At 71.0% G+C, this 24,066-nt stretch carries 14 protein-coding genes and 1 pseudogene; 8 read left to right on the forward strand and 7 right to left on the reverse strand.

All coding sequences use genetic code 11. The features are described 5' to 3' along the window. Positions 1–2,942, forward strand: a 2,942-nt coding sequence (locus ACWEN3_RS13900) for a bifunctional [glutamine synthetase] adenylyltransferase/[glutamine synthetase]-adenylyl-L-tyrosine phosphorylase (RefSeq protein ID WP_452969747.1), incomplete at its 5' end; no start/stop codon positions are given. 13 nt (positions 2,943–2,955) lie between these two features. Here the strand turns inward: ACWEN3_RS13900 and ACWEN3_RS13905 are convergent. Then, positions 2,956–3,816, reverse strand: a complete 861-nt coding sequence (locus ACWEN3_RS13905; protein WP_452969750.1) for a phosphatase PAP2 family protein — start codon at positions 3,814–3,816, stop codon at positions 2,956–2,958. A gap of 118 nt (positions 3,817–3,934) precedes the next feature. Further along, complete coding sequence (locus ACWEN3_RS13910; RefSeq protein WP_452969752.1) at positions 3,935–4,978, reverse strand: LacI family DNA-binding transcriptional regulator; 1,044 nt, start codon at positions 4,976–4,978, stop codon at positions 3,935–3,937. Between the two features lie 381 nt (positions 4,979–5,359). On the opposite strand from ACWEN3_RS13910, the gene ACWEN3_RS13915 reads away from it, so the two are divergent. The 5 genes from ACWEN3_RS13915 to ACWEN3_RS13935 all read left to right on the forward strand — a co-directional run bounded on the left by ACWEN3_RS13915 (position 5,360) and on the right by ACWEN3_RS13935 (position 12,010). Beyond that, on the forward strand, positions 5,360–6,634 hold the full coding sequence (locus tag ACWEN3_RS13915) for an extracellular solute-binding protein (protein WP_452969754.1): 1,275 nt from the start codon (positions 5,360–5,362) through the stop codon (positions 6,632–6,634). A gap of 102 nt (positions 6,635–6,736) precedes the next feature. Then, positions 6,737–7,741 (forward strand): carbohydrate ABC transporter permease, encoded by a 1,005-nt coding sequence (locus tag ACWEN3_RS13920; RefSeq protein ID WP_452969757.1) that lies wholly within the window; start codon positions 6,737–6,739, stop codon positions 7,739–7,741. A gap of 19 nt (positions 7,742–7,760) precedes the next feature. Continuing rightward, positions 7,761–8,666 carry a sugar ABC transporter permease gene (locus ACWEN3_RS13925; RefSeq protein ID WP_452969759.1) on the forward strand — a complete coding sequence of 302 codons (906 nt, stop codon included), beginning with the start codon at positions 7,761–7,763 and terminating at the stop codon, positions 8,664–8,666. A 163-nt stretch (positions 8,667–8,829) separates the two neighbouring features. After that, a complete protein-coding gene (locus ACWEN3_RS13930) occupies positions 8,830–10,500 on the forward strand; it encodes a glycoside hydrolase family 13 protein (RefSeq protein WP_452969761.1) in 1,671 nt (556 codons plus the stop codon). A 136-nt stretch (positions 10,501–10,636) separates the two neighbouring features. Further along, entirely contained in the window at positions 10,637–12,010 is a 1,374-nt protein-coding gene (locus ACWEN3_RS13935; protein WP_452969763.1) for an alpha-amylase, read from the forward strand. Between the two features lie 7 nt (positions 12,011–12,017). Here the strand turns inward: ACWEN3_RS13935 and ACWEN3_RS13940 are convergent, their stop codons facing one another. Next, entirely contained in the window at positions 12,018–14,084 is a 2,067-nt protein-coding gene (locus ACWEN3_RS13940) for a carbohydrate-binding module family 20 domain-containing protein (protein ID WP_452969766.1), read from the reverse strand. A gap of 188 nt (positions 14,085–14,272) precedes the next feature. Between ACWEN3_RS13940 and pulA the strand changes: the two genes are divergently transcribed. Together pulA and ACWEN3_RS13950 are read left to right on the forward strand one after the other, a co-directional pair. Beyond that, positions 14,273–19,678, forward strand: a complete 5,406-nt coding sequence (gene pulA, locus ACWEN3_RS13945) for a pullulanase-type alpha-1,6-glucosidase (protein ID WP_452969769.1) — start codon at positions 14,273–14,275, stop codon at positions 19,676–19,678. 32 nt (positions 19,679–19,710) lie between these two features. After that, the gene (locus tag ACWEN3_RS13950) at positions 19,711–20,073 is read left to right on the forward strand and encodes a 5-carboxymethyl-2-hydroxymuconate Delta-isomerase (RefSeq protein ID WP_452969771.1); all 363 of its coding nucleotides are present in this window, start codon (positions 19,711–19,713) and stop codon (positions 20,071–20,073) included. A 7-nt stretch (positions 20,074–20,080) separates the two neighbouring features. Here the strand turns inward: ACWEN3_RS13950 and ACWEN3_RS13955 are convergent, their stop codons facing one another. The 4 genes and pseudogenes from ACWEN3_RS13955 to ACWEN3_RS13970 all read right to left on the reverse strand — a co-directional run. Beyond that, positions 20,081–20,770 carry a TetR/AcrR family transcriptional regulator gene (locus tag ACWEN3_RS13955; protein ID WP_452969774.1) on the reverse strand — a complete coding sequence of 230 codons (690 nt, stop codon included), beginning with the start codon at positions 20,768–20,770 and terminating at the stop codon, positions 20,081–20,083. A gap of 68 nt (positions 20,771–20,838) precedes the next feature. After that, positions 20,839–21,888: a PDR/VanB family oxidoreductase gene (locus ACWEN3_RS13960; protein ID WP_452969777.1), complete on the reverse strand. Its 1,050-nt coding sequence runs from the start codon at positions 21,886–21,888 to the stop codon at positions 20,839–20,841. Next, entirely contained in the window at positions 21,888–22,784 is an 897-nt protein-coding gene (locus ACWEN3_RS13965; protein ID WP_452969778.1) for a metal-dependent hydrolase, read from the reverse strand. Before ACWEN3_RS13965 ends, ACWEN3_RS13960 begins: the two co-directional genes overlap by 1 nt. A gap of 90 nt (positions 22,785–22,874) precedes the next feature. Continuing rightward, positions 22,875–24,066 (reverse strand): annotated as a pseudogene (locus ACWEN3_RS13970) (hypothetical protein); the annotation flags it as partial.

Here is a 24,066-nt window from a genome sequence, read left to right on the forward strand (position 1 = left end):
GTGGCGAGCAGCTCCTCGACGGCCTCCTCGCCCTGCTGCTGCATCAGCTCCTGGAGCACGAACTGGTGCTGCTGGAGGCCCTCGGCGCCACCGCCGACCCGGACCTCGCGCTGCGCGGCCTGGTCCGCCTCCTGGAGGCACAGCCCGCCCCCACCGCCCACCGCGAACTGCTCGACACCCTCATCTCGGCCAAGCCCCTGCGAGACCGCCTCCTGGGCGTCCTCGGCGCCTCCGCGGCCCTCGCCGACCACCTCGCCCGCCACCCCAGCGACTGGCAGGCCCTGGTCACCTACGAGCCGCAGGACCTCCACCCGGGCGTCGCGGAGTTCGAGCGCGGCCTCGCCGAGGCCGCCGACCCGGTGTCCCTGCGCGTGGCCTACCGCCGCTGCCTGCTCTCCATCGCCGCCCGTGACGTCTGCGGCACCAGGGACGTCGCCGAGACCGCCGCGGAACTCGCCGACCTCGCCACCGCCACCCTCCGCGCGGCGCTGGCCATAGCGAAGGCCAACGCCCCCGAGGACGCCGCCGCCTGCCGCCTCGCGGTGATCGGGATGGGCAAGTGCGGCGGCCACGAGCTGAACTACGTCTCCGACGTCGACGTGATCTTCGTCGCCGAGGCGGCCGAGGGCACCGACGAGGCCAAGGCCCTGAAGTCCGCCACCGCGCTCGCCTCCCACCTCATGCGGATCTGCTCCGAGACCACTGTCGAGGGCTCCATCTGGCCGGTCGACGCCAACCTGCGCCCCGAAGGCCGCAACGGCCCCCTCGTGCGCACCCTCAGCAGCCACCTCGCCTACTACCAACGCTGGGCCAAGACCTGGGAGTTCCAGGCCCTCCTCAAGGCCCGCCCGGTGGCCGGCGACCCCGACCTCGGCCAGTCCTACATCAACGCGCTCGAACCCCTCGTCTGGAAGGCGGCCGAACGCGAGAACTTCGTGCCGGACGTGCAGAAGATGCGCCGCCGCGTGGTGGAGAACATCCCCGTCGCCGAGATCGAACGCGAGCTGAAACTCGGCCCCGGCGGCCTGCGCGACGTGGAATTCGCCGTCCAGCTCCTGCAGTTGGTGCACGGCCGTGCGGACGCCTCCCTGCGCAGCGGCAGCACCCTGGAGGCCCTCCAGGCCCTGGCCGCCGGAGGCTACGTCGGCCGCGAGGACGCCGCCCGCCTCGACGCCGCGTACCGCTTCCTGCGCTCGATGGAGCACCGCATCCAGCTCTACCGCCTGCGCCGCACCCACCTCGTCCCCGAGGCGGAGCCGGACCTGCGCCGCCTCGGCCGCTCCCTGGGCCTGCGCACCGACCCGGTCGCCGAGCTGACCCGCGAGTGGAAGCGGCACTCCACGGTCGTACGACGGCTGCACGAGAAGATCTTCTACCGCCCGCTGCTCGACGCCGTCGCCCAGCTCGCCCCCGGCGAGGCCCGGCTGAGCCCCGAGGCCGCCCGGGAGCGTCTGGTCGCGCTCGGCTACGCCGACCCGGCGGCGGCCCTGCGCCATCTGGAGGCGCTGGCCTCCGGCGTGACCCGCAAGGCGGCCATCCAGCGCACCCTCCTGCCCGTCCTCCTCGGCTGGTTCGCGGACTCCGCCGACCCGGACGCGGGCCTGCTCAACTTCCGCAAGGTCTCAGACGCGCTCGGCAAGACCCCCTGGTACCTGCGGCTGCTGCGCGACGAGGGCGCGGCGGCCGAGAACCTGGCCCGCGTCCTGTCGGCGGGCCGCCTCGCCCCGGACCTGCTGATGCGCGCCCCCGAGGCGGTCGCCCTGCTGGGCGACGGCGGCGGCGGTCTCGCCCTGCGCGAGCGCGTGCCGCTGGAGCAGGAGGTGCTGGCCGCGGCCGGCCGCGCGGAGAACGCCGAGCAGGGCGTCAGAGCGGCCCGCGGGGTCCGCCGCCGCGAGCTGTTCCGCATCGCCGCCGCCGACATCGTCGGCTCCTACGGCACCGAGACCAGCCCCGCCGAGGCCGACCAGGGCGCCCTGGTGGACCGGGTCGGGGCCGCCGTCTCCGACCTCACCGCGGCCACCCTCGCCGGCACCCTGCGCGCGGTCGTCCGGGACGGCTGGGGCGACACCCTGCCGACCCGGTTCGCCGTCATCGGGATGGGCCGCTTCGGCGGCCACGAACTGGGCTACGGCTCGGACGCCGACGTGCTGTTCGTGCACGAGCCGCGGGACGGCGTGGACGAACAGGAAGCGGCCGCCGCGGCCAACAAGGTCGTCGCCGAGATGCGCCGGCTGCTGCAGCTGCCGAGCGGCGACCCGCCGCTGCTCATCGACGCCGACCTGCGCCCGGAGGGCAAGTCGGGCCCGCTGGTGCGCACCCTGACGTCGTACGAGGCGTACTACCGCCGCTGGTCCCTGGTCTGGGAGTCGCAGGCGCTGCTGCGGGCCGAGCCGGTCGCGGGCGACGAGGACCTCGCCCGCCGCTTCACCGAGCTGATCGACCCGCTGCGCTACCCGGCCCGCGGCCTGACCGAGGACGCCGTCCGCGAGATCCGGCGGCTGAAGGCCCGCATGGAGTCCGAGCGGCTGCCGCGCGGCGCCGACCCCAGGCTGCACACCAAGCTGGGTCCCGGCGGGCTGTCCGACGTCGAGTGGACGGTCCAGCTGCTCCAGCTGCGGCACGGCCACCAGGTGCCCGGCCTGCGCACCACCCGCACCCGCCAGGCCCTGGCCGCCGCCCACGCGGCCGGGCTGCTGGGCGCCGAGGACGCGGAGATCCTGGACGAGGCCTGGGTGCTGGCCACCCGGGTGCGCAACGCGGTCATGCTGGTCCGCGGCCGGGCGGGGGACACCTTCCCCACCACGCCCCGCGAGCTGGCCGCCGTCGGCCGCTACCTGGGCCACGGGGCCGGCCACGCGGGCGACATGCTGGACGCGTACCGCCGTACCACCCGCAGGGCGCGCACGGTGGTGGAGGAACTGTTCTACGGCGACGGACGGTGACGCCCGGCCGGTGCTAACGCGCGGGCGCCCGGGCCGGCTCGGGCGCCCGGGCCGGCACCAGCCTGGGCAGGGTGTGCGGCAGCGCGCCGTACCAGACCCGGGCCAGCGTGAAGCCGAAGGCCAGGCACAGCACGCCGCCCACCGCGTCCAGCCAGAAGTGGTTGGCGGTGGCGACGATCACCACGAGGGTGGCCACCGGATAAAGCAGGCCCAGCACCCGCGCCCAGGGCACCGACGACAGCGCGAAGATCGTCAGCCCGCACCACAGCGACCAGCCGATGTGCATGGACGGCATCGCCGCGTACTGGTTGGACATGTGCTTCAGATCGCCGGAGGCCATCGAGCCCCAGGTGTGGTGCACCATCACCGTGTCCACGAAGTGCCCGTCGGGCATCAGCCGGGGCGGGGCGAGCGGGAACAGGTAGTAACCGAGCAGGGCCACGCCCGTCGTCGCGAACAGCACCAGCCGGGCCGCCGCATAGCGGCCGGGATGCCATCGGTAGAGCCACACCAGGACGCCGATCGTCATGACGAAGTGCAGCGTGGCGTAGTAGTAGTTCATGCCGATGATCAGCCAATTCACCGTGTCGACGGCGTGGTTGACCGACCGTTCGAAGGCGATGCCCAGTTGGTTCTCGAGGACCCAGATCCGGTCCGCGTTGCGCAGCGCCTTGCCCTTCTGCTCCGGCACGGCGTTGCGGATCAGCGAGTACGTCCAGTAACTCACCGCGATCAGAAGGATCTCGAACCACAGCCGGGGCCGGTGCGGGCGCCGCGGTCTGCCCAGCGGACCCCGCCCGTTCTCACCCGTGACGGCCCCCGGAAAGGCCATCTCCTCGCGACCTTCCGACTGTGCCACGGTCGAGTCACCCATAGGGACAGAGTCTGCCAGAAAAGGCGTCTTCGCCCGATCATCCCAAGGTCGGGTGCGTGCCGCACCTCCTGCGACGTACGGAGGAGTTCCTCCCCCGAACGCCCGTTATGGGTTGCGATCAACCGCGATTGCGGTCATGGCGCTCGCCCGGTGCCGAGGCGGTCGAACCGCGTACCACCAGCTCCGGCATGAACACGAACTCGCTGTGCGGCGCGGGCGTCCCGCCGACCTCCTCCAGCAGCGTGCGCACCGCCGCCTGCCCCATCGCCGGGACCGGCTTGCGGATCGTGGTCAGCGGCGGGTCGGTGAAGGCGATCAGCGGGGAGTCGTCGAAGCCGACCACCGAAACGTCCCGGGGCACCTCCAGGCCCCGCTGACGGGCCGCTCGTATGGCCCCCAACGCCATCATGTCGCTGGCGCAGACCACCGCGGTGCAGTCCCGGTCGATCAGCGCCGTGGCCGCCGCCTGGCCGCCCTCCAGTGTGTAGAGCGAGTGCTGGACCAGCTCCGACTCGACGACCTCGGCGGGGAGCCCCAACTGCTCCCGCATCGCCCGCAGGAAGCCCTCGATCTTGCGCTGCACCGGCACGAACCGCTTCGGCCCGAGCGCGAGACCGATCCTGGTGTGGCCCAGCGACGCCAGGTGCGTGACCGCGAGCGTCATCGCCGCCCGGTCGTCGGGGGAGATGAACGGCGCCTGCACCTTCGGCGAGAACCCGTCCACCAGTACGAACGGCACGCCCTGCGCCCGCAGCCGCTCGTAGCGCTGCATGTCGGCGGTGGTGTCGGCGTGCAGCCCGGAGACATAGATGATCCCCGCGACACCGCGGTCCACCAGCATCTCGGTCAGCTCGTCCTCGGTCGACCCGCCCGGGGTCTGCGTGGCGAGCACCGGTGTGTAGCCCTGGCGGGTCAGCGCCTGGCCGATGACCTGGGCCAGGGCCGGGAATATCGGGTTCTCCAGCTCCGGCGTGATCAGGCCCACCAGGCCCTCGCTGCGCTGCCGCAGCCGTACCGGGCGCTCGTAGCCCAGCACGTCCAGTGCGGCGAGCACGGACTGGCGGGTGGTGGCGGCGACGCCCGGCTTCCCGTTGAGGACCCGGCTGACGGTCGCTTCGCTCACCCCCGCCTGCGCAGCGATGTCGGCAAGCCGTGTGGTCACGGCACCGGACTGTACCGGTCGTGCCTCTCCTTGCACACCGGCCGGCCGCCGGGCGCGGGGAGCCGAACGGCCCGCCGTGGGTTGCTGCCTCATCGCGCTCCCTCGAGTTCGTGGTGGCAAGAGCTTGCAGAGTCTTGCACAAGTGTCCCCGTTACCGCCCCACCGGCTCCGATACCGGGTTGCGGCACGGTCGAGCCAGGGTCACGAGCGGGTAACCATCGTGTTCCCTTGCACTTTTTTTCTGCAAGGTCTTTCGCAAGGCTTACATCGCTGTTACGTTCCGTGTCGCTCGGCGGCCGCAACGGCGCAGTCGGCAAGACGTCGGGGAGGCGGGCGGGACCGCTCCCTGTATCAGACGGTCTTAACCCTCAAGGAGAACTCATGCGGCGTGGCATAGCGGCCTCCGCGCTGGTGGCGTCCCTCGCCCTCGCGGCGACGGCCTGCGGCGGCGGAAGCAGCGACAGCGGCAAGTCGGACGGCCCGGTCACCATCACCTGGTGGGACACCTCCAACGCGACCAACGAGTCGCCGACGTACAAGGCCCTGGTCCAGCAGTTCGAGGCCGCCAACAAGAACATCAAGGTCAAGTACGTCGACGTCCCCTTCGACCAGGCGCAGAACAAGTTCGACACCGCCGCGGGCGCCAGCGGCGCCCCGGACGTGCTGCGCTCCGAGGTGGGCTGGACCCCCGCCTTCGCCAAGAAGGGCTACTTCCTGCCCCTCGACGGCACCGAGGCCCTCGCCGACCAGGCCAAGTTCCAGCCGAACCTGATCAAGCAGGCCCAGTACGACGGCAAGACCTACGGCGTGCCGCTGGTCACGGACACCCTCGCGCTGGTCTACAACAAGGCGCTGTTCAAGAAGGCCGGCATCACCGACGCCCCCAAGACCTGGGACGAGCTGAAGGCCGACGCCGCCAAGATCGACAGCAAGGACAAGGTGTACGGCTACTGGGGCTCCACCCAGGCCTACTACGCCCAGAGCTTCCTCTACGGCGAGGGCACCGACACCGTCGACGCCTCCGCCAAGAAGATCACCGTCGACTCCGCCGCCGCCAAGAAGGCCTACGCCACCTGGCTGAGCACCTTCTCCGGGCAGGGCCTGCACAAGGCGGACATCACCGCCGACGCCTACGCCCACATCCAGGACGCGTTCGTCAACGGCAAGGTCGCCGCGATCGTCCAGGGCCCCTGGGAGATCACGAACTTCTACAAGGGCAGCGCCTTCAAGGACAAGTCCAACCTCGGCATCGCCACCGTCCCGGCCGGCTCCGCCGGCAAGGCGGGCGCTCCGACCGGCGGCCACAACCTCTCGGTCTACGCCGGCTCCGACAAGGCCCACCAGGCCGCGGCGCTGAAGTTCGTGAAGTTCATGACCTCGGCGGCCTCCCAGGAGACCATCGCCCTGAAGAACTCCACGCTGCCGACCCGCGACGACGCCTACACCGCGAAGGTCAAGGCCGACCCCGGCATCGCCGGCTACCAGGGCGTCCTCCCCGCCGCCCAGCCCCGCCCGGCCCTGCCCGAGTACAGCTCCCTGTGGGGCCCGCTGGACACCGAGCTGCCGAAGATCGCCGGCGGCAAGGAGTCCCTGGACCAGGGTCTGAGCAACGCTGAGGTGGCCATCGCGAAGCTGGTGCCCGACTTCAGCAAGTGAGCCCGTGTGGCCGCCGGATCCTCCCTGTAGAAGAAGGGGAAGCATCCGGCGGCCACCGCCTGTGCCCGGCCCAACCTCCTGATCCTTTGAAGGTGTCGAACCATGACAGTCGCCATCGACCGCGCGACCGGCAAGCGCCGCGGTGACCGCGCGCCTCGGCCCGGGCTGGGGCAGCGCATCAGACACGGCTACCAGAAGCACTGGTACGCCTACGCGATGATCGCCCCGGTGGTCCTCGTGCTCGGAACCATCGTGGGCTACCCCCTGGTGCGGGGCGTCTACCTGACCCTCACCGACGCCAACAGCCTCAACTCGGCGCGCACGATCGGCGTCAACCACATCGCCGCCACCTACAAGTTCATCGGGCTCGCCAACTACAAGGACCTCCTGTTCGGCCCGACGGCGTACGACCGCTTCTGGTCGCACTTCCTGTGGACCGTCGTCTGGACGGCCGCCTGTGTGTTCCTGCACTACACCATCGGCCTCGGCCTCGCGCTCATGCTCAACCAGAAGCTGCGCGGCCGCACCCTCTACCGGCTGGTCCTCGTCCTGCCCTGGGCCGTGCCGACCTTCGTCACCGTCTTCTCCTGGCGGATCATGCTGGCCGACTCCGGCGTGCTCAACCAGATCCTCCACGGCCTGCACCTGCCCCAGCCGCAGTGGCTGGAGGACACCTTCTGGCAGCGGTTCGCCGCGATCATGGTCAACACCTGGTGCGGTGTGCCGTTCATGATGCTCTCGCTGCTCGGCGGCCTGCAGTCCATCGACCCCACCCTCTACGAGGCCGCCGAGATGGACGGCGCGAACGCCTGGCAGCGCTTCCGGCACGTCACCCTGCCCGGGCTGCGCTCGGTCAGCTCCACCGTGGTCCTGCTGGGCATCATCTGGACGTTCAACCAGTTCGTCATCATCTTCCTGCTGTTCGGCAAGAACTCCGCCCCGGACGCGCAGATCCTGGTCACCTGGGCCTACCAGCTGGGCTTCGGCCAGCAGCCGCGCGACTTCGCCCAGTCCGCCGCGTACGGCGTGCTGCTGCTGTCGATCCTGACCGTCTTCACCTCCTTCTACTTCCGCTGGCTGAAGCGCAATGACCAGCTCGCCGTCTGACGCCGCAGGAGCCGCCGCCATGAGCACCCCGACCCTCGACACGACAGAGTCCGCACCGGCCCCCGCCGCACCCCGGCCGCGCCCCACGCGCGAACGCGGCGAACGCGGTCCCCTCGGCGCCGGCCTGCTGCACGGCGGCCTCGTCCTCGCGAGCCTCATCGCCCTCGCCCCGGTGGCCTGGCTGTTCTACCTGTCCCTCGGCCCGGACAAGGAGGACTACCTGCACCCGGGCGGGATCGCGGGCAAGCTGTCCTTCTCGAACTACAGCTACGTCCTGGAGCACACCGGCTTCTTCGACTGGTTCAAGTCGACGATGATCGTGGCCCTCGGCACCACCGTGATCGGTGTCTTCGTCGCCGCCACCACCGGCTACGCCGTCTCCCGCATGCGCTTCCCCGGCTACAAGCAGCTGATGTGGGTCCTGCTGCTCACGCAGGCCTTCCCGATCGCCATCCTGATCGTGCCGATGTACGAGATCTTCAGCGAACTCGGTCTCATCGACACCTACTGGTCGCTGATCATCATCAACTGCACCACCGCCGTGCCGTACAGCGCCTGGCTGCTCAAGGGGTACTTCGACACCATCCCCTTCGAGATCGACGAGGCGGGACGGGTGGACGGGCTGAGCCCCTTCGGCACCTTCTTCCGGCTGATCCTGCCGCTGGCCCGCCCGGGTCTGGCCGTCGCCGCCTTCTACAACTTCATCACCGCCGTGGGCGAGGTCGCCTTCGCGACGACCTTCCTGCTGGACGACTCGAAGTACACCTTCGCCGTCGGTCTGCAGACCTACGTCAGCGAGCACGACGCCGAGTGGAACTACATGGCCGCGACCGCGGTGCTGATCGCGATACCGGTGTCCGTGTTCTTCTACCTCGTGCAGAAGAACCTCGTCACCGGACTCACCGCCGGCGGCACGAAGGGCTGACGCCCGAACCCGACCCGGACCCCCGCGCGCCTGTCCGCGCGGGTAGGCGGCCGCGGTGCCCATCCGACCCCGCTGACACCGCGGCCGCCTCGCACCCTCCCGGCCGGTCCCCGCCGCCGTACCCACGCCCATGACCCGAACCGAGTCACGTATCAAGGACGCCATGAGCCAGCAGCACCCCGCCGCACCGGCCCACCACTCCGCCGTCGCCACCGTCGCCGCCCGCCGCGACTGGTGGCGGGACGCGGTCATCTACCAGGTCTATCCGCGCAGCTTCGCCGACAGCAACGCCGACGGCATGGGCGACCTGGAGGGCGTACGCTCCCGCCTGTCGTATCTGCGCGACCTCGGCATCGACGCGGTGTGGCTCAGCCCCTTCTACGCCTCCCCGCAGGCCGACGCCGGCTACGACGTCGCCGACTACCGCGCCGTCGACCCCATGTTCGGCACCCTGCTGGACGCCGACGCGCTCATCCGCGACGCCCACGCGCAGGGGCTGCGCATCATCGTCGACCTGGTCCCCAACCACTCCTCCGACCAGCACGAGTGGTTCAAGCGCGCCCTCGCCGAGGGCCCCGGCTCCCCGCTGCGGGACCGCTACCACTTCCGCCCCGGCAAGGGGAGGAACGGCGAACTCCCGCCCAACGACTGGGAGTCCATCTTCGGCGGCCCGGCGTGGACCCGGGTCGACGACGGCGAGTGGTACCTGCACCTGTTCGCCCCCGAGCAGCCCGACTTCAACTGGGAGCACCCGGCCGTCGGCGACGAGTTCCGCTCCATCCTGCGCTTCTGGTTGGACATGGGCGTCGACGGCTTCCGCATCGACGTGGCCCACGGCCTGGTGAAGGCCGACGGCCTGCCCGACCTCGGCTCCCACGACCAGCTCAAGCTGCTGGGCAACGATGTCATGCCGTTCTTCGACCAGGACGGCGTGCACGCGATCTACCGGCAGTGGCGCACCATCCTCGACGAGTACGCGGGGGAGCGCATCTTCGTCGCCGAGGCATGGACCCCGACCGTCGAGCGCACCGCCCACTACGTCCGCCCGGACGAGCTCCACCAGGCGTTCAACTTCCAGTACCTGTCGACGGAGTGGGACGCGGAGGAACTCCGCACGGTCATCGACCGCACCCTGGAGGCCATGCGCCCGGTCGGCGCCCCCGCCACCTGGGTGCTGTCCAACCACGACGTCACCCGGCACGCCACCCGCTTCGCCAACCCGCCCGGCCTCGGCACCCAGATCCGCACGGCGGGCGACCGCGAACTCGGCCTGCGCCGGGCGCGGGCGGCCACCCTCCTCATGCTCGCCCTGCCCGGCTCGGCGTACATCTACCAGGGCGAGGAGCTGGGCCTCCCGGACGTCGTCGACCTGCCCGACGAGGTGCGCCAGGACCCGGCGTACTTCCGCGGCGCCGGCCAGGACGGCTTCCGCGACGGCTGCCGGGTGCCGATCCCGTGGACCCGCGAGGGCTCCTCGTACGGCTTCGGCGACGGCGGCAGCTGGCTCCCGCAGCCGGACGGATGGGGCGAGCTGAGCGTGGAGGCGCAGACCGGCGCGTCCGGCTCGACGCTGGAGCTGTACCGGTCGGCGCTGCGCGCGCGCCGGACCCGGCCCGACCTCGGCGCGGGCGAGGCGGTGGAGTGGCTGCGCGCGCCCGAGGGCGTCCTGGCCTTCCGCCGCGGCGACTTCGTCTGCGTCACGAACACCACGGGGGAGTCGGTGCCGACCCCGGCGTACGGCCGGGTGCTGCTCGCCAGCGGTGAGGTGGCCGAGACCGGCGGCGAGGCGAAGGTGCCGGCCGACACCACCGTCTGGTGGACGGCCGTGGACTGACCGCCCGTCTGAAAGTTCTTGCATCAACTTCACAAAGGCCCGCTGCCATTCCGGCAGCGGGCCTTTAACATCTGCGTCACCGCAAGTTTGCTGAAACATTGCAGCAAGCGCCTTCAACGACGAAGGAATCCCCCACATGGCACGCAGAACCCTCTCGGGGGCGCTGGCTCTCGCGACCGCCGCCCTTGTCATGACCCCGACTACCGCAGACGCCTCCCCGCCCGGCGGCAAGGACGTCACCGCCGTGCTCTTCGAGTGGAACTACGCCTCGGTGGCCCACGAGTGCACCACCGCCCTCGGCCCCGCAGGCTACGGCTACGTGCAGGTCTCCCCGCCCGCCGAGCACATACAGGGCCCCCAGTGGTGGACGTCGTACCAGCCGGTGTCGTACCGGATCGCGGGCCGGCTCGGTGACCGCGCCACCTTCAAGAACATGATCGACACGTGTCACGCGGCCGGCGTGAAGGTCGTCGTCGACACGGTCGTCAACCACATGTCGGCCGGCAGCGGCACCGGCACCGGCGGCACGTCGTACACGAAGTACGACTACCCGGGCCTGTACTCGTACCCCGACTTCGACGACTGCACCTCCCCGGTCACCAACTACCAGGACCGCTGGAACGTCCAGCACTGCGAACTCGTGGGCCTGGCCGACCTGGACACCGGCGAGGAGTACGTCCGCAGGACCATCGCCGGGTACATGAACGACCTGCTCTCCCTCGGCGCCGACGGCTTCCGCATCGACGCGGCCAAGCACATCCCCGCCGAGGACCTGGCGAACATCAAGTCCCGCCTGACCAGCCCTTCCGTCTACTGGAAGCAGGAGGTCGTCTACGGCGCGAACGAGGCCGTCCAGCCCTCCGAGTACACCGGCAACGGAGACGTCCAGGAGTTCCGCTACGCCTACGACCTCAAGCGCGTCTTCAACAACGAGAAGCTGGCGTACCTGAACAACTTCGGCGAGGGCTGGGGCTACCTCGGCGGCTCCGTGGCCGGCGTCTTCGTCGACAACCACGACACCGAGCGCAACGGCTCCACCCTGAACTACAAGGACGGCGCCAGGTACACCCTGGCCAACGTCTTCATGCTGGCCTGGCCCTACGGCGCCCCCGACGTCAACTCCGGCTACGAGTGGTCCGACGCGGACGCCGGTCCCCCCGACGGCGGCCAGGTCAACGCCTGCTGGCAGGACGGCTGGAAGTGCCAGCACGCCTGGCCGGAGATCAGGTCCATGGTCGCCTTCCGCAACGCCACCCGCGGCCAGTCGGTCACGGACTGGTGGGACGACGGCAACAACGCGATCGCCTTCGGGCGGGGCGGCATGGGGTACGTGGCGATCAACCACGAGACCTCGCCGCTGACCCGCGCCTACCAGACCTCGCTGCCCGCAGGGACCTACTGCAATGTCCAGAACAACACGACGGTGGCGGTGAACTCCGCTGGGCAGTTCACCGCCACCCTGGGCCCCGACACGGCCCTGGCGATCTACACGGGGAGGCCGGGCTGCTGAGCCGGCCCTACTTCCAGATGTCGCTCGTCGTGTAGCCGGACGAACCGCCCGTCGTGTACGAGCGGTTCGTCCCGGACTCCCAGGTCACGTTCCCGGAGCCGTCCTTCTTGAGGTACTTGTACTCGAAGGACGTGTTCCTGGGGACGATGGCCGGTCTGCTCCAGGTCGGGTAGGACGCCGAGGAGAGCGGGACGGCGTCGGCCGGGTTCCAGGAGCCGAGGGAGGGGACGGAGCCGACGACGTAGACGTCGGTGCCCCAGTCGGTCGTGGCGGTCTCGTGGAAGGTGACGTCGGTGGCGTCCGCGTCCGCCACGTTCCAGGAGTCGTCGAGGGAGAGGGCCGACGTGGCCGTGGACGCCGACCGGTCGGCGTTCGACTCCCAGGTCACGTTCCCCGAGCCGTCCTTCTTGATGTACTTGAAGGTGAAGGCCGTGTCGACCGGCACGCTCACCTCGCCCGACCAGACCGGGTAGCCGCTCGACGACAGCCGGACGGCCTTCGAGGTGTCCCAGCCGCCCAGGGCCGGGATCGAGCCGACGACGTAGACGTCGGTGCCGGAGACCGTCGGCGCGTACTCGTCGAAGGTCACGTTCACGGTGTCGCCGGAGCCGCCGCCCGCGTCCCCGCAGCCCACCGTGCAGGTGTACGAGGAGTCGTAGAAGGCGACCGCGCCCTTCGCCGGGAGGGCGATCGTCGCGCTGCCGCCGGAGACCGTCACCGTCGAGGCGCCGCCGTCGATCACGTTCTTGTACGTGCCGTCCGCCATCCCCGTGGTGAAGGTGTACGTCGCCGCGGACGTCCCGTTGTTCAGCGCGAAGAAGCCCGCCCCGCCGCGGCCGAAGCCGACGACGTCCGGCGACTTGGTCTGCCAGTCGGAGACGGCCGTGTTCCCGGCCGCGTTGTGCCAGGCCACCATGCCGACCACCGCGGTGTCCCGGTCGAGGCAGTACCAGGCGCCCGAGCAGTCCGTGCCGGTGACGAAGCCCCCGGAGTTCGGCGGGGCCTGGTCGCTCTGGGTCCACTCCCAGCTGGCGTACACGGTCGGCGTCGACCACTTGTAGGCGAGCTGGAAGAGGTTGGCGAGCTTGTAGGTGTCGCCGTCCTTGTAGGACAGGTGCAGGCCGTTGCGCTCGGTGTCGTGGTTGGTGACGAAGGAGACCGAGTGCGCGGCGGGCAGGACGCCGGACGACGACAGCGACGCCAGGTCGCTCACGTGCCCCTGGAACGCGGACTTCAGCCTGCTCGCGTAGGTGAAGTCCAGGACGTCCCCGGAGGCGTAGTAGTCGGACGGCTGCGGGGTCGCGCCCGGGTACACCTCCTGGAAGACGTACGGCGCCACCCCGGACGTCGTGTTCGTCAGCTTGGACTCGATCGCCGCCAGGTCCGCCTCGGGGATGTGCTTGGCCGCGTCCACCCGGAAGCCGTCGACCCCGAGGGCCAGCTGGGAGTCGAGGTAGTCGGCGATGCCCGTGCGGACGTGGTCCGAGCCGGTCCTGAGGTCGGCCAGGCCCAGCAGCTCGCAGTTCTGGACCTGGGTGAGGTTGGAGTAGTCCTGGATGGTCAGGTCGGAGGTGGGGCAGTCGGAGGAGTCGTGGTAGTCCGCGCGGTCCCACTCGGGGGTGTCGTACTTGCTGGTGAGGGTCGTGCCGTTGTAGCCGGTGCCGGTCTGCGCGGCGGTGTGGTTGATCACCGCGTCCGTGTAGACCTTCACACCCGCCTTGTGGCACGCGGTGATCATCGCGGCGAACTTTGCCTGAGAGCCGAAGCGGCTGTTCAGGTCGTAGGAGTACGGCTGGTAGACGTCCCACCAGTAGAAGGCGGACTGCTTCAGGGACTCCGCCGGCGGCGCCACCTGGACCGCGCCGTAGCCCGCCGGGCCCAGCACGTCGGTGCACTCCGAGGCGATCGAGTCCCAGTTCCACTCCCACAGGTTGGCGATCACATCGCCCTTGGCGGTCGTGCCCGCCTGCGCGGGCGCCGCCGGCAGGGTCACGATTCCGGCCAGTGTCAGGGCGCCCACGGCCGCGGCGCTCGCGCTGCGGCGGAGGAGACCCCGGGATTGGTGTCTGCTCATGTGCGGCTCCATCAGTTGGGGCAGGGTTCAACCACCCGTGAGCGTGAGGGAGTTGAGAAAGACACGTCAAGGTTGGCGCTGAAACTTCTTGCTATGAGTTTCAAGACTCTTGCTGCAACCCTTTCGGCAGCGATACGGTCGCGCGGGGTCGGACCCAAGAGAGCCGTATTCGCAAGGAGTTACCGCCTGTGATACCGAGATGGCCGGCGCCCCCGACGCGCCGTACTCCCCAGCGCGGAAGGGCCGCGGCCGTCACCGTCGCAGCCCTCGCCGCCGCACTGATCCAGCCACTGGCCGCGCACGCCGCGACCCCGCCGGCACCTCCCTCGGACGCGGCCCTCGCCGCCCAGCCCGCCCGGCACGACGACACGCGCGAGCAGTTCTACTTCGTGATGCCGGACCGGTTCGCCAACGGGGACAGGTCCAACGACCGGGGCGGGCTCACCGGCTCCCGGCTCAGCACCGGTTACGACCCCACCGACAAGGGCTTCTACCAGGGCGGCGACCTCAAGGGCCTGACCAAGCGGCTCGACTACATCAAGGGTCTCGGCACCACCTCCATCTGGATGGCGCCGATCTTCAAGAACCGGCCGGTGCAGGGGACGGGCACCAACGCCTCCGCCGGGTACCACGGTTACTGGATCACCGACTTCACCCAGGTCGACCCGCACTTCGGCACCAACCAGGACCTGAAGACCCTGATCGCCAAGGCGCACGCCAAGGGCATGAAGGTCTTCTTCGACGTCATCACCAACCACACCGCCGACGTGGTCGACTACAAGGAGAAGACGTACGACTACCTCTCCAAGGGCGCCTTCCCCTATCTGACCAAGGACGGGCGGCCGTTCGACGACGCCGACTACGCCGCCGGCGGCAAGCGGTTCCCGGCCGTCTCCAGCGCCTCCTTCCCGCGCACCCCGCAGGTCACCAGCGACAGCAAGGTCCCGGCCTGGCTCAACGACCCGACGATGTACCACAACCGGGGCGACTCCACGTTCGCCGGCGAGTCCGCGACCTACGGCGACTTCTCCGGCCTCGACGACCTGTGGACCGAGCGTCCCGAGGTCGTGCACGGCATGGAGAGGATCTACGAGCGGTGGGTGAGGGACTTCGCCGTCGACGGCTTCCGCATCGACACCGTCAAGAACGTCAACATGGAGTTCTGGACCCAGTGGGCGACCGCGCTGGACAGGTACGCGGCGGCGCGCGGACGGAAGAACTTCTTCATGTTCGGCGAGACCTACTCCGCAGACACCTCCGTGACCTCCCCGTACGTCACCCAGGGCCGCCTCGACGCCACCCTCGACTTCCCCTTCCAGGACGCGGCCCGCTCCTACGCCTCCCAGGGCGGCAGCGCGCAGAAGCTCGCGAGCGTCTTCGGTGACGACTACAAGTACACGACGGACAAGGCCAACGCGTACGAGCAGGTCACCTTCCTCGGCAACCACGACATGGGCCGCATCGGGTACTTCCTGAAGCAGGACAACCCGAAGGCGGCGGACGCCGAGATCCTCGCCAAGGACAAGCTCGCCAACGAGCTGATGTTCCTCAGCCGCGGCAACCCGGTGGTCTACTACGGCGACGAGCAGGGCTTCACCGGCTCCGGCGGCGACAAGGACGCCCGCCAGACCATGTTCGCCTCCAAGGTCGCCGACTACCTCGACGACGACGAGATCGGCACCGACCGCACCCACGCCAGCGACTCGTACGACACGCACGCGCCGCTGTACCGGGACATCGCCGCCCTCTCCCGGCTCCGCAAGGCCGAACCGGCCCTGACCGACGGGGTCCAGACCGAGCGCTACGCGGCCGACGGCGCCGGCGTCTACGCCTTCACCCGTACCGACGCGCGGACCGGCCAGGAGTACGTCGTCGCGTTCAACAACGCGGACGCGGCGAAGACGGCGACCTTCGCGACCGGCTCGGCCGGAATGTCGTACCGGGGCGTCTACGGGGCCACGGACTCGGTGAAGTCCGACGGCGACCGCAAGGTCACCGTCACCGTCCCGGCCGGCTCCGCCGTCGTCTACAAGGCCGCCGGCCCGCTCGCCGCGCCGGCCGCCGTGCCGGCGATCACCCTGCGGGCCCCGGCCGCCGGCGCCACCGGCACCGTGGACCTCACCGCCGGCGTCGACGGCGGGCAGCTGAACCGGGTCGTCTTCGCCGCGCAGGTCGGCGACGGCCGGTGGCAGGTCCTCGGCTCCGCCGACCACGCCCCCTACAAGGTCACCCAGACCCTCGGCAGGAACGTTCCCGCCGGCACCGCCCTGCGGTACAAGGCCGTCGTGGTCGACACGGCCGGGCACACCGCGAGCGCCACGGCGGGCAGCACCACCGGCGCCCCGCCCGCGCCCGAGGTCCCCAAGGCCTCCTCCCGGGACTACGCGATCGTCCACTACAAGCGCGCCGACGGCGACTACGCCGACTGGGGCCTGTACGCCTGGGGCGACATCGCCGACGGCGAGGCCACGAACTGGCCGGCCAGCCACCCCTTCACCGGCCGGGACGCCTACGGCGCCTTCGCCTACGTCAAGCTCAAGCCGGGCGCGTCCAGCGTCGGCTTCCTGGTCATCGACAAGAACGGCAACAAGGACGTCTCCGCCGACCGGAGCATCGACGTCACGAAGACGGGTGAGGTCTGGGTCGAGCAGGGCAAGGCCGACGTCGTCACCCAGCGGCCGGACTACCCGGCGCAGGACAGGACCAAGGCGGTCATCCACTACCACCGGGCCGACGGGAACTACGACGGCTGGGGCATCCACGTCTGGACGGGTGCCGCGAACCCCACCGACTGGTCGAACCCGCTGAAGCCGGTGAAGACTGACGCCTATGGCGCCGTCTTCGAGGTACCGCTCACCGGCGGTGCCACCAGCCTCAGCTACATCATCCACAAGGGCGACGAGAAGGACCTCGCCGCCGACCAGTCACTGGACCTCAAGTCCAGCGGCTACGAGGTGTGGCTGTTGAACGGCCAGGAGAAGTACCTGCTCCCGCAGCCCGCGGGCAGCGCCGCGGCCCTCGACCTGACCACGTCCAAGGCGGTCTGGATCGACCGGGACACCGTCGTCTGGAACGGCGCCGACGGCGCCGCCTCCACCCAGCTGCTCTACTCCCACGACGGTTCGATCGCCGTCAAGGACGGGGCGCTGACCAGCGACGACGAGCGCTGGATCCGGCTGTCGAAGACCACGCTCACGGACGCCCAGAAGGCGAAGTTCCCGTACCTGAAGGACTACACCGCCTGGTCCGTGGACCCGCGCGACCGCGGCCGGGTGCGCGAGGCGCTGACCGGTCAGCTGGTCGCCTCTCAGCGCGCCGTCAACGGTGCCGTGCTGGCCGCGACCGGGGTGCAGATCGCGGGCGTGCTGGACGACCTGTACCCGGGCGCGACGAAGGCCGCCCTCGGGCCGGTCTTCCACGACGGGAAGCCGACCCTCTCGGTGTGGGCGCCGACCGCGCAGCGCGTCTCCCTGGAGCTGGCCGGGTCCACGGTGCCCATGCACCGCAGCGACGCCACCGGCGTCTGGTCCGTCACCGGCCCGGCGTCCTGGAAGGGCAAGCCGTACCGGTACGTCGTGAAGGTCTGGGCGCCCAGCGTCCGCAAGATGGTCACCAACAAGGTCACCGACCCCTACTCGGTCGCGCTCACCGCGAACTCCGAGCGCAGCGTCGTCACCGACCTCGACGACCGGTCCCTCGCGCCGAGCGGCTGGTCGGCGCTGCGCAAGCCCAAGGCGGTACCGCTGCGGGACGCGCAGATCCAGGAGCTGCACATCCGGGACTTCTCGGTCGCCGACAGGACCGTGCCGGCGAAGGACCAGGGCACCTACCTGGCCTTCACCGACCGGAACAGCGACGGCTCGAAGCACCTGCGGCAGCTGGCCAGGTCGGGCACGTCGTACGTGCATCTGCTGCCCGCGTTCGACATCGCCACCATCCCCGAGAAGAAGGCGGACCAGGCGACCACCGACTGCGACCTCGCCTCCTACGCGGCCGACTCCGAGCAGCAGCAGGCGTGCGTGGCGAAGATCGCCGCCAAGGACGCCTACAACTGGGGCTACGACCCGTACCACTACACGGTCCCCGAGGGCTCGTACGCCACCGACCCGGACGGCACCGCGCGTACCGTCCAGTTCCGCAGGATGGTGCAGTCGCTCAACCAGGACGGCCTCAGGGTCGTCATGGACGTCGTCTACAACCACACCGCGGCCAGCGGCCAGGCGGACACCTCGGTCCTGGACCGGATCGTGCCCGGCTACTACCAGCGGCTGCTGGCCGACGGCAGCGTCGCCAACAGCACCTGCTGCGCCAACACCGCGCCGGAGAACGCGATGATGGGCAAGCTGGTCGTGGACTCCATCGTCACCTGGGCGAAGGAGTACAAGGTCGACGGGTTCCGCTTCGACCTCATGGGCCACCACCCGAAGGCCAACATCCTGGCCGTGCGCAAGGCGCTGGACGCGCTGACCCCGGAGAAGGACGGCGTCGACGGCAAGAAGATCATCCTGTACGGCGAGGGCTGGAACTTCGGCGAGGTCGCGAACGACGCCCGGTTCGTGCAGGCCACACAGGCGAACATGGCCGGCACCGGCATCGCCACCTTCTCCGACCGGGCCCGCGACGCGGTGCGCGGCGGCAGCCCCTTCGACTCGGACCCCGGTGTCCAGGGCTTCGCGTCCGGGCTCTACACCGACCCCAACGGGTCGTCGGCGAACGGCACTCCGGCGGAGCAGAAGGCCCGGCTGCTGCACTACCAGGACCTGATCAAGGTCGGGCTGAGTGGCAACCTCGCCAAGTACCACTTCACGGACACGGACGGCAAGGAGGTCACCGGCGCCGAGGTGGACTACAACGGCTCGCCCGCCGGGTACGCGGCCGCGCCGGGTGACGCGCTCGCCTATGTGGACGCGCACGACAACGAGTCGCTGTTCGACGCGCTGACGTACAAGCTGCCCGCCTCGACGAGCGCCGCCGACCGGGCCCGGATGCAGGTCCTGGCGATGGCCACGGCCGCCCTCTCGCAGGGTCCGTCGCTCTCCCAGGCGGGCACCGACCTGCTGCGCTCGAAGTCCCTGGACCGCAACTCCTTCGACAGCGGTGACTGGTTCAACGCCATCCACTGGAACTGCGCCGACGGCAACGGCTTCGGGCGCGGGCTGCCGATGGCGGCCGACAACCAGTCCAAGTGGCAGTACGCCAAGCCGCTGCTGACCGCGGTCAAGGTCGGCTGCCCGCAGATCACCGGCACCTCGGCCGCCTACCAGGACCTGCTGCGGATCCGTACGACGGAGCCGGCGTTCTCGCTCGGCACGGCCGCGCAGGTGCAGGACCAGCTGTCCTTCCCGCTCTCCGGCAACGACGAGACGCCGGGTGTGATCACCATGCGGCTCGGTGACCTGGTGGTCGTCCTCAACGCCACCCCGCAGCGGCAGGAGCAGCAGATCGCCGGTCTGGCCGGGACGCCCTACCGGCTGCACCCCGTGCAGGCCTCCGGCGCGGACCCGGTGGTGAGGACCTCCTCCTACGCGGCCGGCTCGGGCACCTTCAGCGTCCCGGCGCGGACCGTGGCGGTGTTCACCCGGGCGTCGAAGTAGGGTCGGGGCCTCGCCGTGGAACAGGAGTGCTCATGCCGCAGATCACCGTCGACCACACCTACGCGTGGGAGGAGTCCTTCGAGGCGGAGGGTTTCGCCCGGGCACTGCACGAGGCGGTCGTCGAGATCGCGGCGGCGAGGCCCGAGTCCTGCAAGACGCTGTTCCGCGAGGGGTTCGCGGCGTACGGGTACGAGGGGATCGAGGGGCAGCGGCACGCCGTCGTGCACGTGACCGTCGGTCTCCTCGCCGGCCGCAGCGAGGAGACGAAGGCGAAGCTCACGGAGACCGTGCTGGAGCTGCTCCGGCGGCATGTGGCCCCCGAGGACGGGGTCACCCTGCACGCCTCCGCCGAGGTCCGCGACCTCGACCCGTCGTACCGGAAGTTCGACCGGTGACGGTCCGCTAGGAACCGAGGGAGATGAGCCGGCCGAGGAGCTCCGCGAAGGGGCCGTCGGCCGGCTCGCCCTTGACCATCGTGCGCAGCAGCGCGGCCATGTCGTCGTCGTGGGCGGCGCTGACGGCGACCAGCGCGGCGAAGTCGTGCACCAGCTGGAGTTCGAGCTCGGCGCGCGGGACGCGCCGGCCGTCGAGCCAGATCAGGGCGGTGGACTCGGCGAGCGAGATCCAGGAGCGGACGACCAGTTCCAGCCGTGCTGGCGCCTCGGTGACGCCCAGGTGCGTCAGCATCTGGGCGTAGGCGGCCTGGCGTACGGAGTCGATGAGCGCGTTGGTCGTCGAGGAGCCGACGGCCGGGCCGCCGCGCATCAGGGCCGAGAAGCCGGGCCCGTGCTCGTCCACGAAGTCGAAGAAGCGGCGCATCACACGCAGCAGCCGGGCGCCGAGCGGGCCCTCGTGGGGCTCGGCGAACCGGCCGGCCAGATCCTCCGAGGCTCGCTTCAAAGCGGCTTCGTACAGACTGTGCTTGCCGGGGAAATAGTGGTAAACGAGCGGGCGCGAGATGCCCGCGGCCGACGCTATCTCGTCGATGGAGACCTCGTCGGGCGAGCGGCGGCTGAACAGGTCGAGGGCGACGCCGATCAGCTGCTGCCGCCGCTCCTCGACGCCCATCCTGCGGCGAACCCCGGTACTCATGCGAACACCTTACCGATCGGATCCAGCCGCCAACGGTCCGGACCCGCACAGGCGTTCACATCATTCCGTCACAGATCAAGCACGAGACGATCACTTCTGGCGCGCGATACACAGATCAGCATCGAGTCGGCACGCTCCGCATCCGTCAGCAGTTCGTCCCGGTGGTCCACCTCGCCCTCCAGCACCCGTTGCCGGCAGGTCCCGCAGAAACCCTGCTCGCAGGAGTAGACGGTGTCCGGGAGTTCCCGGCGTACGGCGGCCAGCACGGTGGAGTCGGCGGGCACGGTCAACGTCCGCCCGCTGCGGCGCAGTTCCAGCTCGAACCCGGTGCCGCCACCGGCGGACGCCCCTGGCGCGAACCGCTCCAGGTGCAGCGCGGCCCCCTGGGGCAGCCGGTCCTCGACCGCCGCCATCAGCCCCTCGGGCCCGCAGCAGTACACGGCCGTCCCCGCCGGCAGGCCCGCGAGCAGCGCGTCCAGGTCCGGCCGCCCGTCCTCGTCCTCGGCGACGAGCGTCAGCCGGTCGCCGGCCAGTTTGCGCACCTCCTCCAGGAAGGGCATCGAGGCCCGGGTCCGCCCGCCGTACAGCAGCCGCCATGCGGTGCCGTCCGGCAGGGCCCGCAGCATGGGCAGGACCGGGGTGATGCCGATGCCGCCGGCGACGAAGACGTACGAGGGCGCCTCGACCAGGGGGAAACGGTTCCTCGGTCCGCGCACCTCCAGCTCCATGCCCTCCGCGAGCTGCTCGTGCACCTCCCGCGAGCCGCCGCGCCCGTCCTCGGCCAGCCGCGTGGCCACGGTGTACGAGGAGGTGTCCCCGGGGTCCCCGCACAGCGAGTACTGCCGCACCAGCCCCGAGGGCAGCACCAGGTCCAGATGCGCGCCGGGCTCCCAGCGGGTCAGCTCGTGTCCCTCCAGGCGCAGCTGTACGACACCGTCGGCGATCGTCTCGTGCGACGCGAGCAGCAGCCGCAGGGCCCGCGGGCGCGGCCGGCCGGAGACGGGCGGGTCCAGGGCGGGCAGCGGCCACAGCGGCGACGCCTGGACACGGCGGCGCAGGGCCCGGCGGGTGAGCAGGGCGGCGCCCGCGACGAGGGCGACGGTCCGCAGCCCGGGCATCACGACACCGCCTTCTCGGCCGCCAGCGCGGCCGGGGATGCGGCAAGGTAGGCGACGGCCTGCGCGGTGGAGCCCTCCTGCGAGGGGTGGTAGCCCCGGCTGAGGTAGCGCGGGATGGACCTGAGCATGGCGCCGGTGCCGGGCAGGGTGCCGCGGCGGCCGCTGCGATGGAACTCCCTGAAGGAGGCCTTGGCGTCCACCAGGGTCGGGTCGTTCTCCATGAAGAAGCGCGCCCCGCGCTGCCACATGAACAGCAGGGCCGAGAAGGCCAGGGCCCAGGTGCGGGCCCGGCGCCGGTAGCCGCCGTCGACGTGCAGGAACAGGTCGAAGGCGACCGAGCGGTGCTCGACCTCCTCGGCGCCGTGCCAGCGCAGCAGGTCCAGCATGGTGGGGTCGGCGCCGCGCCGGTCCAGCTCGGCCGCGTTGAGCACCCAGTCGCCGAGGAAGGCGGTGCAGTGCTCGATGGCCGCGATCAGCGCGATCCGTTCCAGCAGCCACCAGCGGCGGGCCTTCCCCGGTGGCAGCGTGCGGTCGCCGAGCAGCTTCTCGAAGAACCAGTCGACCTGCGCGGTGTACGGCGTCGGGTCGAGCCCCAGCTCGCGCAGGTGCGGCAGCACCTCGTCGTGGGCCTGGGAGTGCATGGCCTCCTGCCCGATGAACCCGAGGACGTCCTCGCGGAGCCGGTCGTCCCGGATCAGCGGCAGCGCCTGCTTGTACACGTGCACGAACCACCGCTCACCGGCGGGCAGCAGCAGGTGCAGCACGTTGATGGTGTGCGTGGTGAACGGGTCGCCGGGCACCCAGTGCAGCGGCGTGTCCTCCCACGAGAAGGACACGTTGCGGGCCTTGAGAGCCACGCGCTCGGACTCCACCGGCCGGGCCTGCGTGTTAGACATGGCGTCAATGTACTGATGGGTAGGGCGTCTGAGAACCCCTGGGGACGGGCTTGTTTACGCGGATGTCAACAAGGTCCGGCTGTGCCCCGCCTACCGCAACGCGCTGATCGACCGCCCGCCGGCCAGCGTGCCCTTCAGCTCGGCCTGGACCCCCTGCCGGGCCCGGGCCACCAGCAACTGCCCCTGCCCGGTGGCGGTGACCCCGCCCGTCGACCGGATCGAGGACGTGCCCTCGCTGCCCGCGGCGAGCAGGTACCAGTGCCCGCCGTGGGACTTCCACAGCACCCCGGCCAGCACATGCGGATCACGCGGACCGCACGCCGGCACGTCCGTGGCCTTGGCCGCGACCGCCCCGTACTGCCCGCCGGGCGTGCGGAACTGGGCCAGCGCGGCCGTGCCGCCGCCGCGCCAGGTCTCGGCCCGGGTGCACACCCACGCGGCCGCCCCGCTGCCGTCGGGCAGCGGCTGCTGGGCGTAGGCCCAGGCGTTGACGCTCCTGATGCCGGCCGAGCGCTCGCCCGCCAGCGAGCAGGCGAACGGCGCCCAGGCCCGCAGCCCCGCGGCGTCCGCGGCCTCGCCCGGCGCGCCGGGGCGGCCGGCGGTGAGATGGGCCGGGACCAGCTCGCCGAGGTCGGTGGAGAGCTCGCTGCCGGAGCTGCCGGTCAGCTGGAGCACGGTCCACGAGGTGCAGCTGCCGGGCTGGAGCGCGGGGCTGGCCAGCGGCGCGGTGACCCCGTCGGTCACCGCCAGGGGCGTCGGCGCCGAGGCCGGCTTCATCAGGTTCCGCCCCGCGGCCTTCTTCACCCAGGGGGCGGTGAGATAGCGGACGTTGCCGTCGGCGCGGCCCAGCACCAGCGCGCTCGCCTCGGCCGCGGTCGCGCCGTCGGCCCGGGTGAAGTCCAGGGCCGCGCCCTTGGTGCCGTCCCGGGGCTCCGCGTAACGGGCGATGCGCAGGCCGTCGTAGAGGATCACCACGCGCGCGCTGTCGACCTCGCCCGCGTACAGCAGTTGCGGCGGGCCGGCCGGGCCGCCGGTCTGGGTGCCGGGGGTGGCCGAGACCCGGACGCTCTGTCCGGGCCGGGCCCAGACGGCCAGGGCGCGGTGCAGCAGCGCCTGGTCGCCGGTGAGCGGGCCGCGCGCGGGCCACACGGAGAAGTCGGTGCGGGCCGAGGTCTCCCAGGCGGCCGGGGAGGCACGGGTCAGCATGCCGGGGTCGAGGGCGGCCGCGGCCGCCGGGTTCTCGACGGAGGTGGGCGCGGCGGCGCCGGCCGGGCCCCAGCCG

The organism is Streptomyces sp. NPDC004561 (assembly GCF_053602155.1).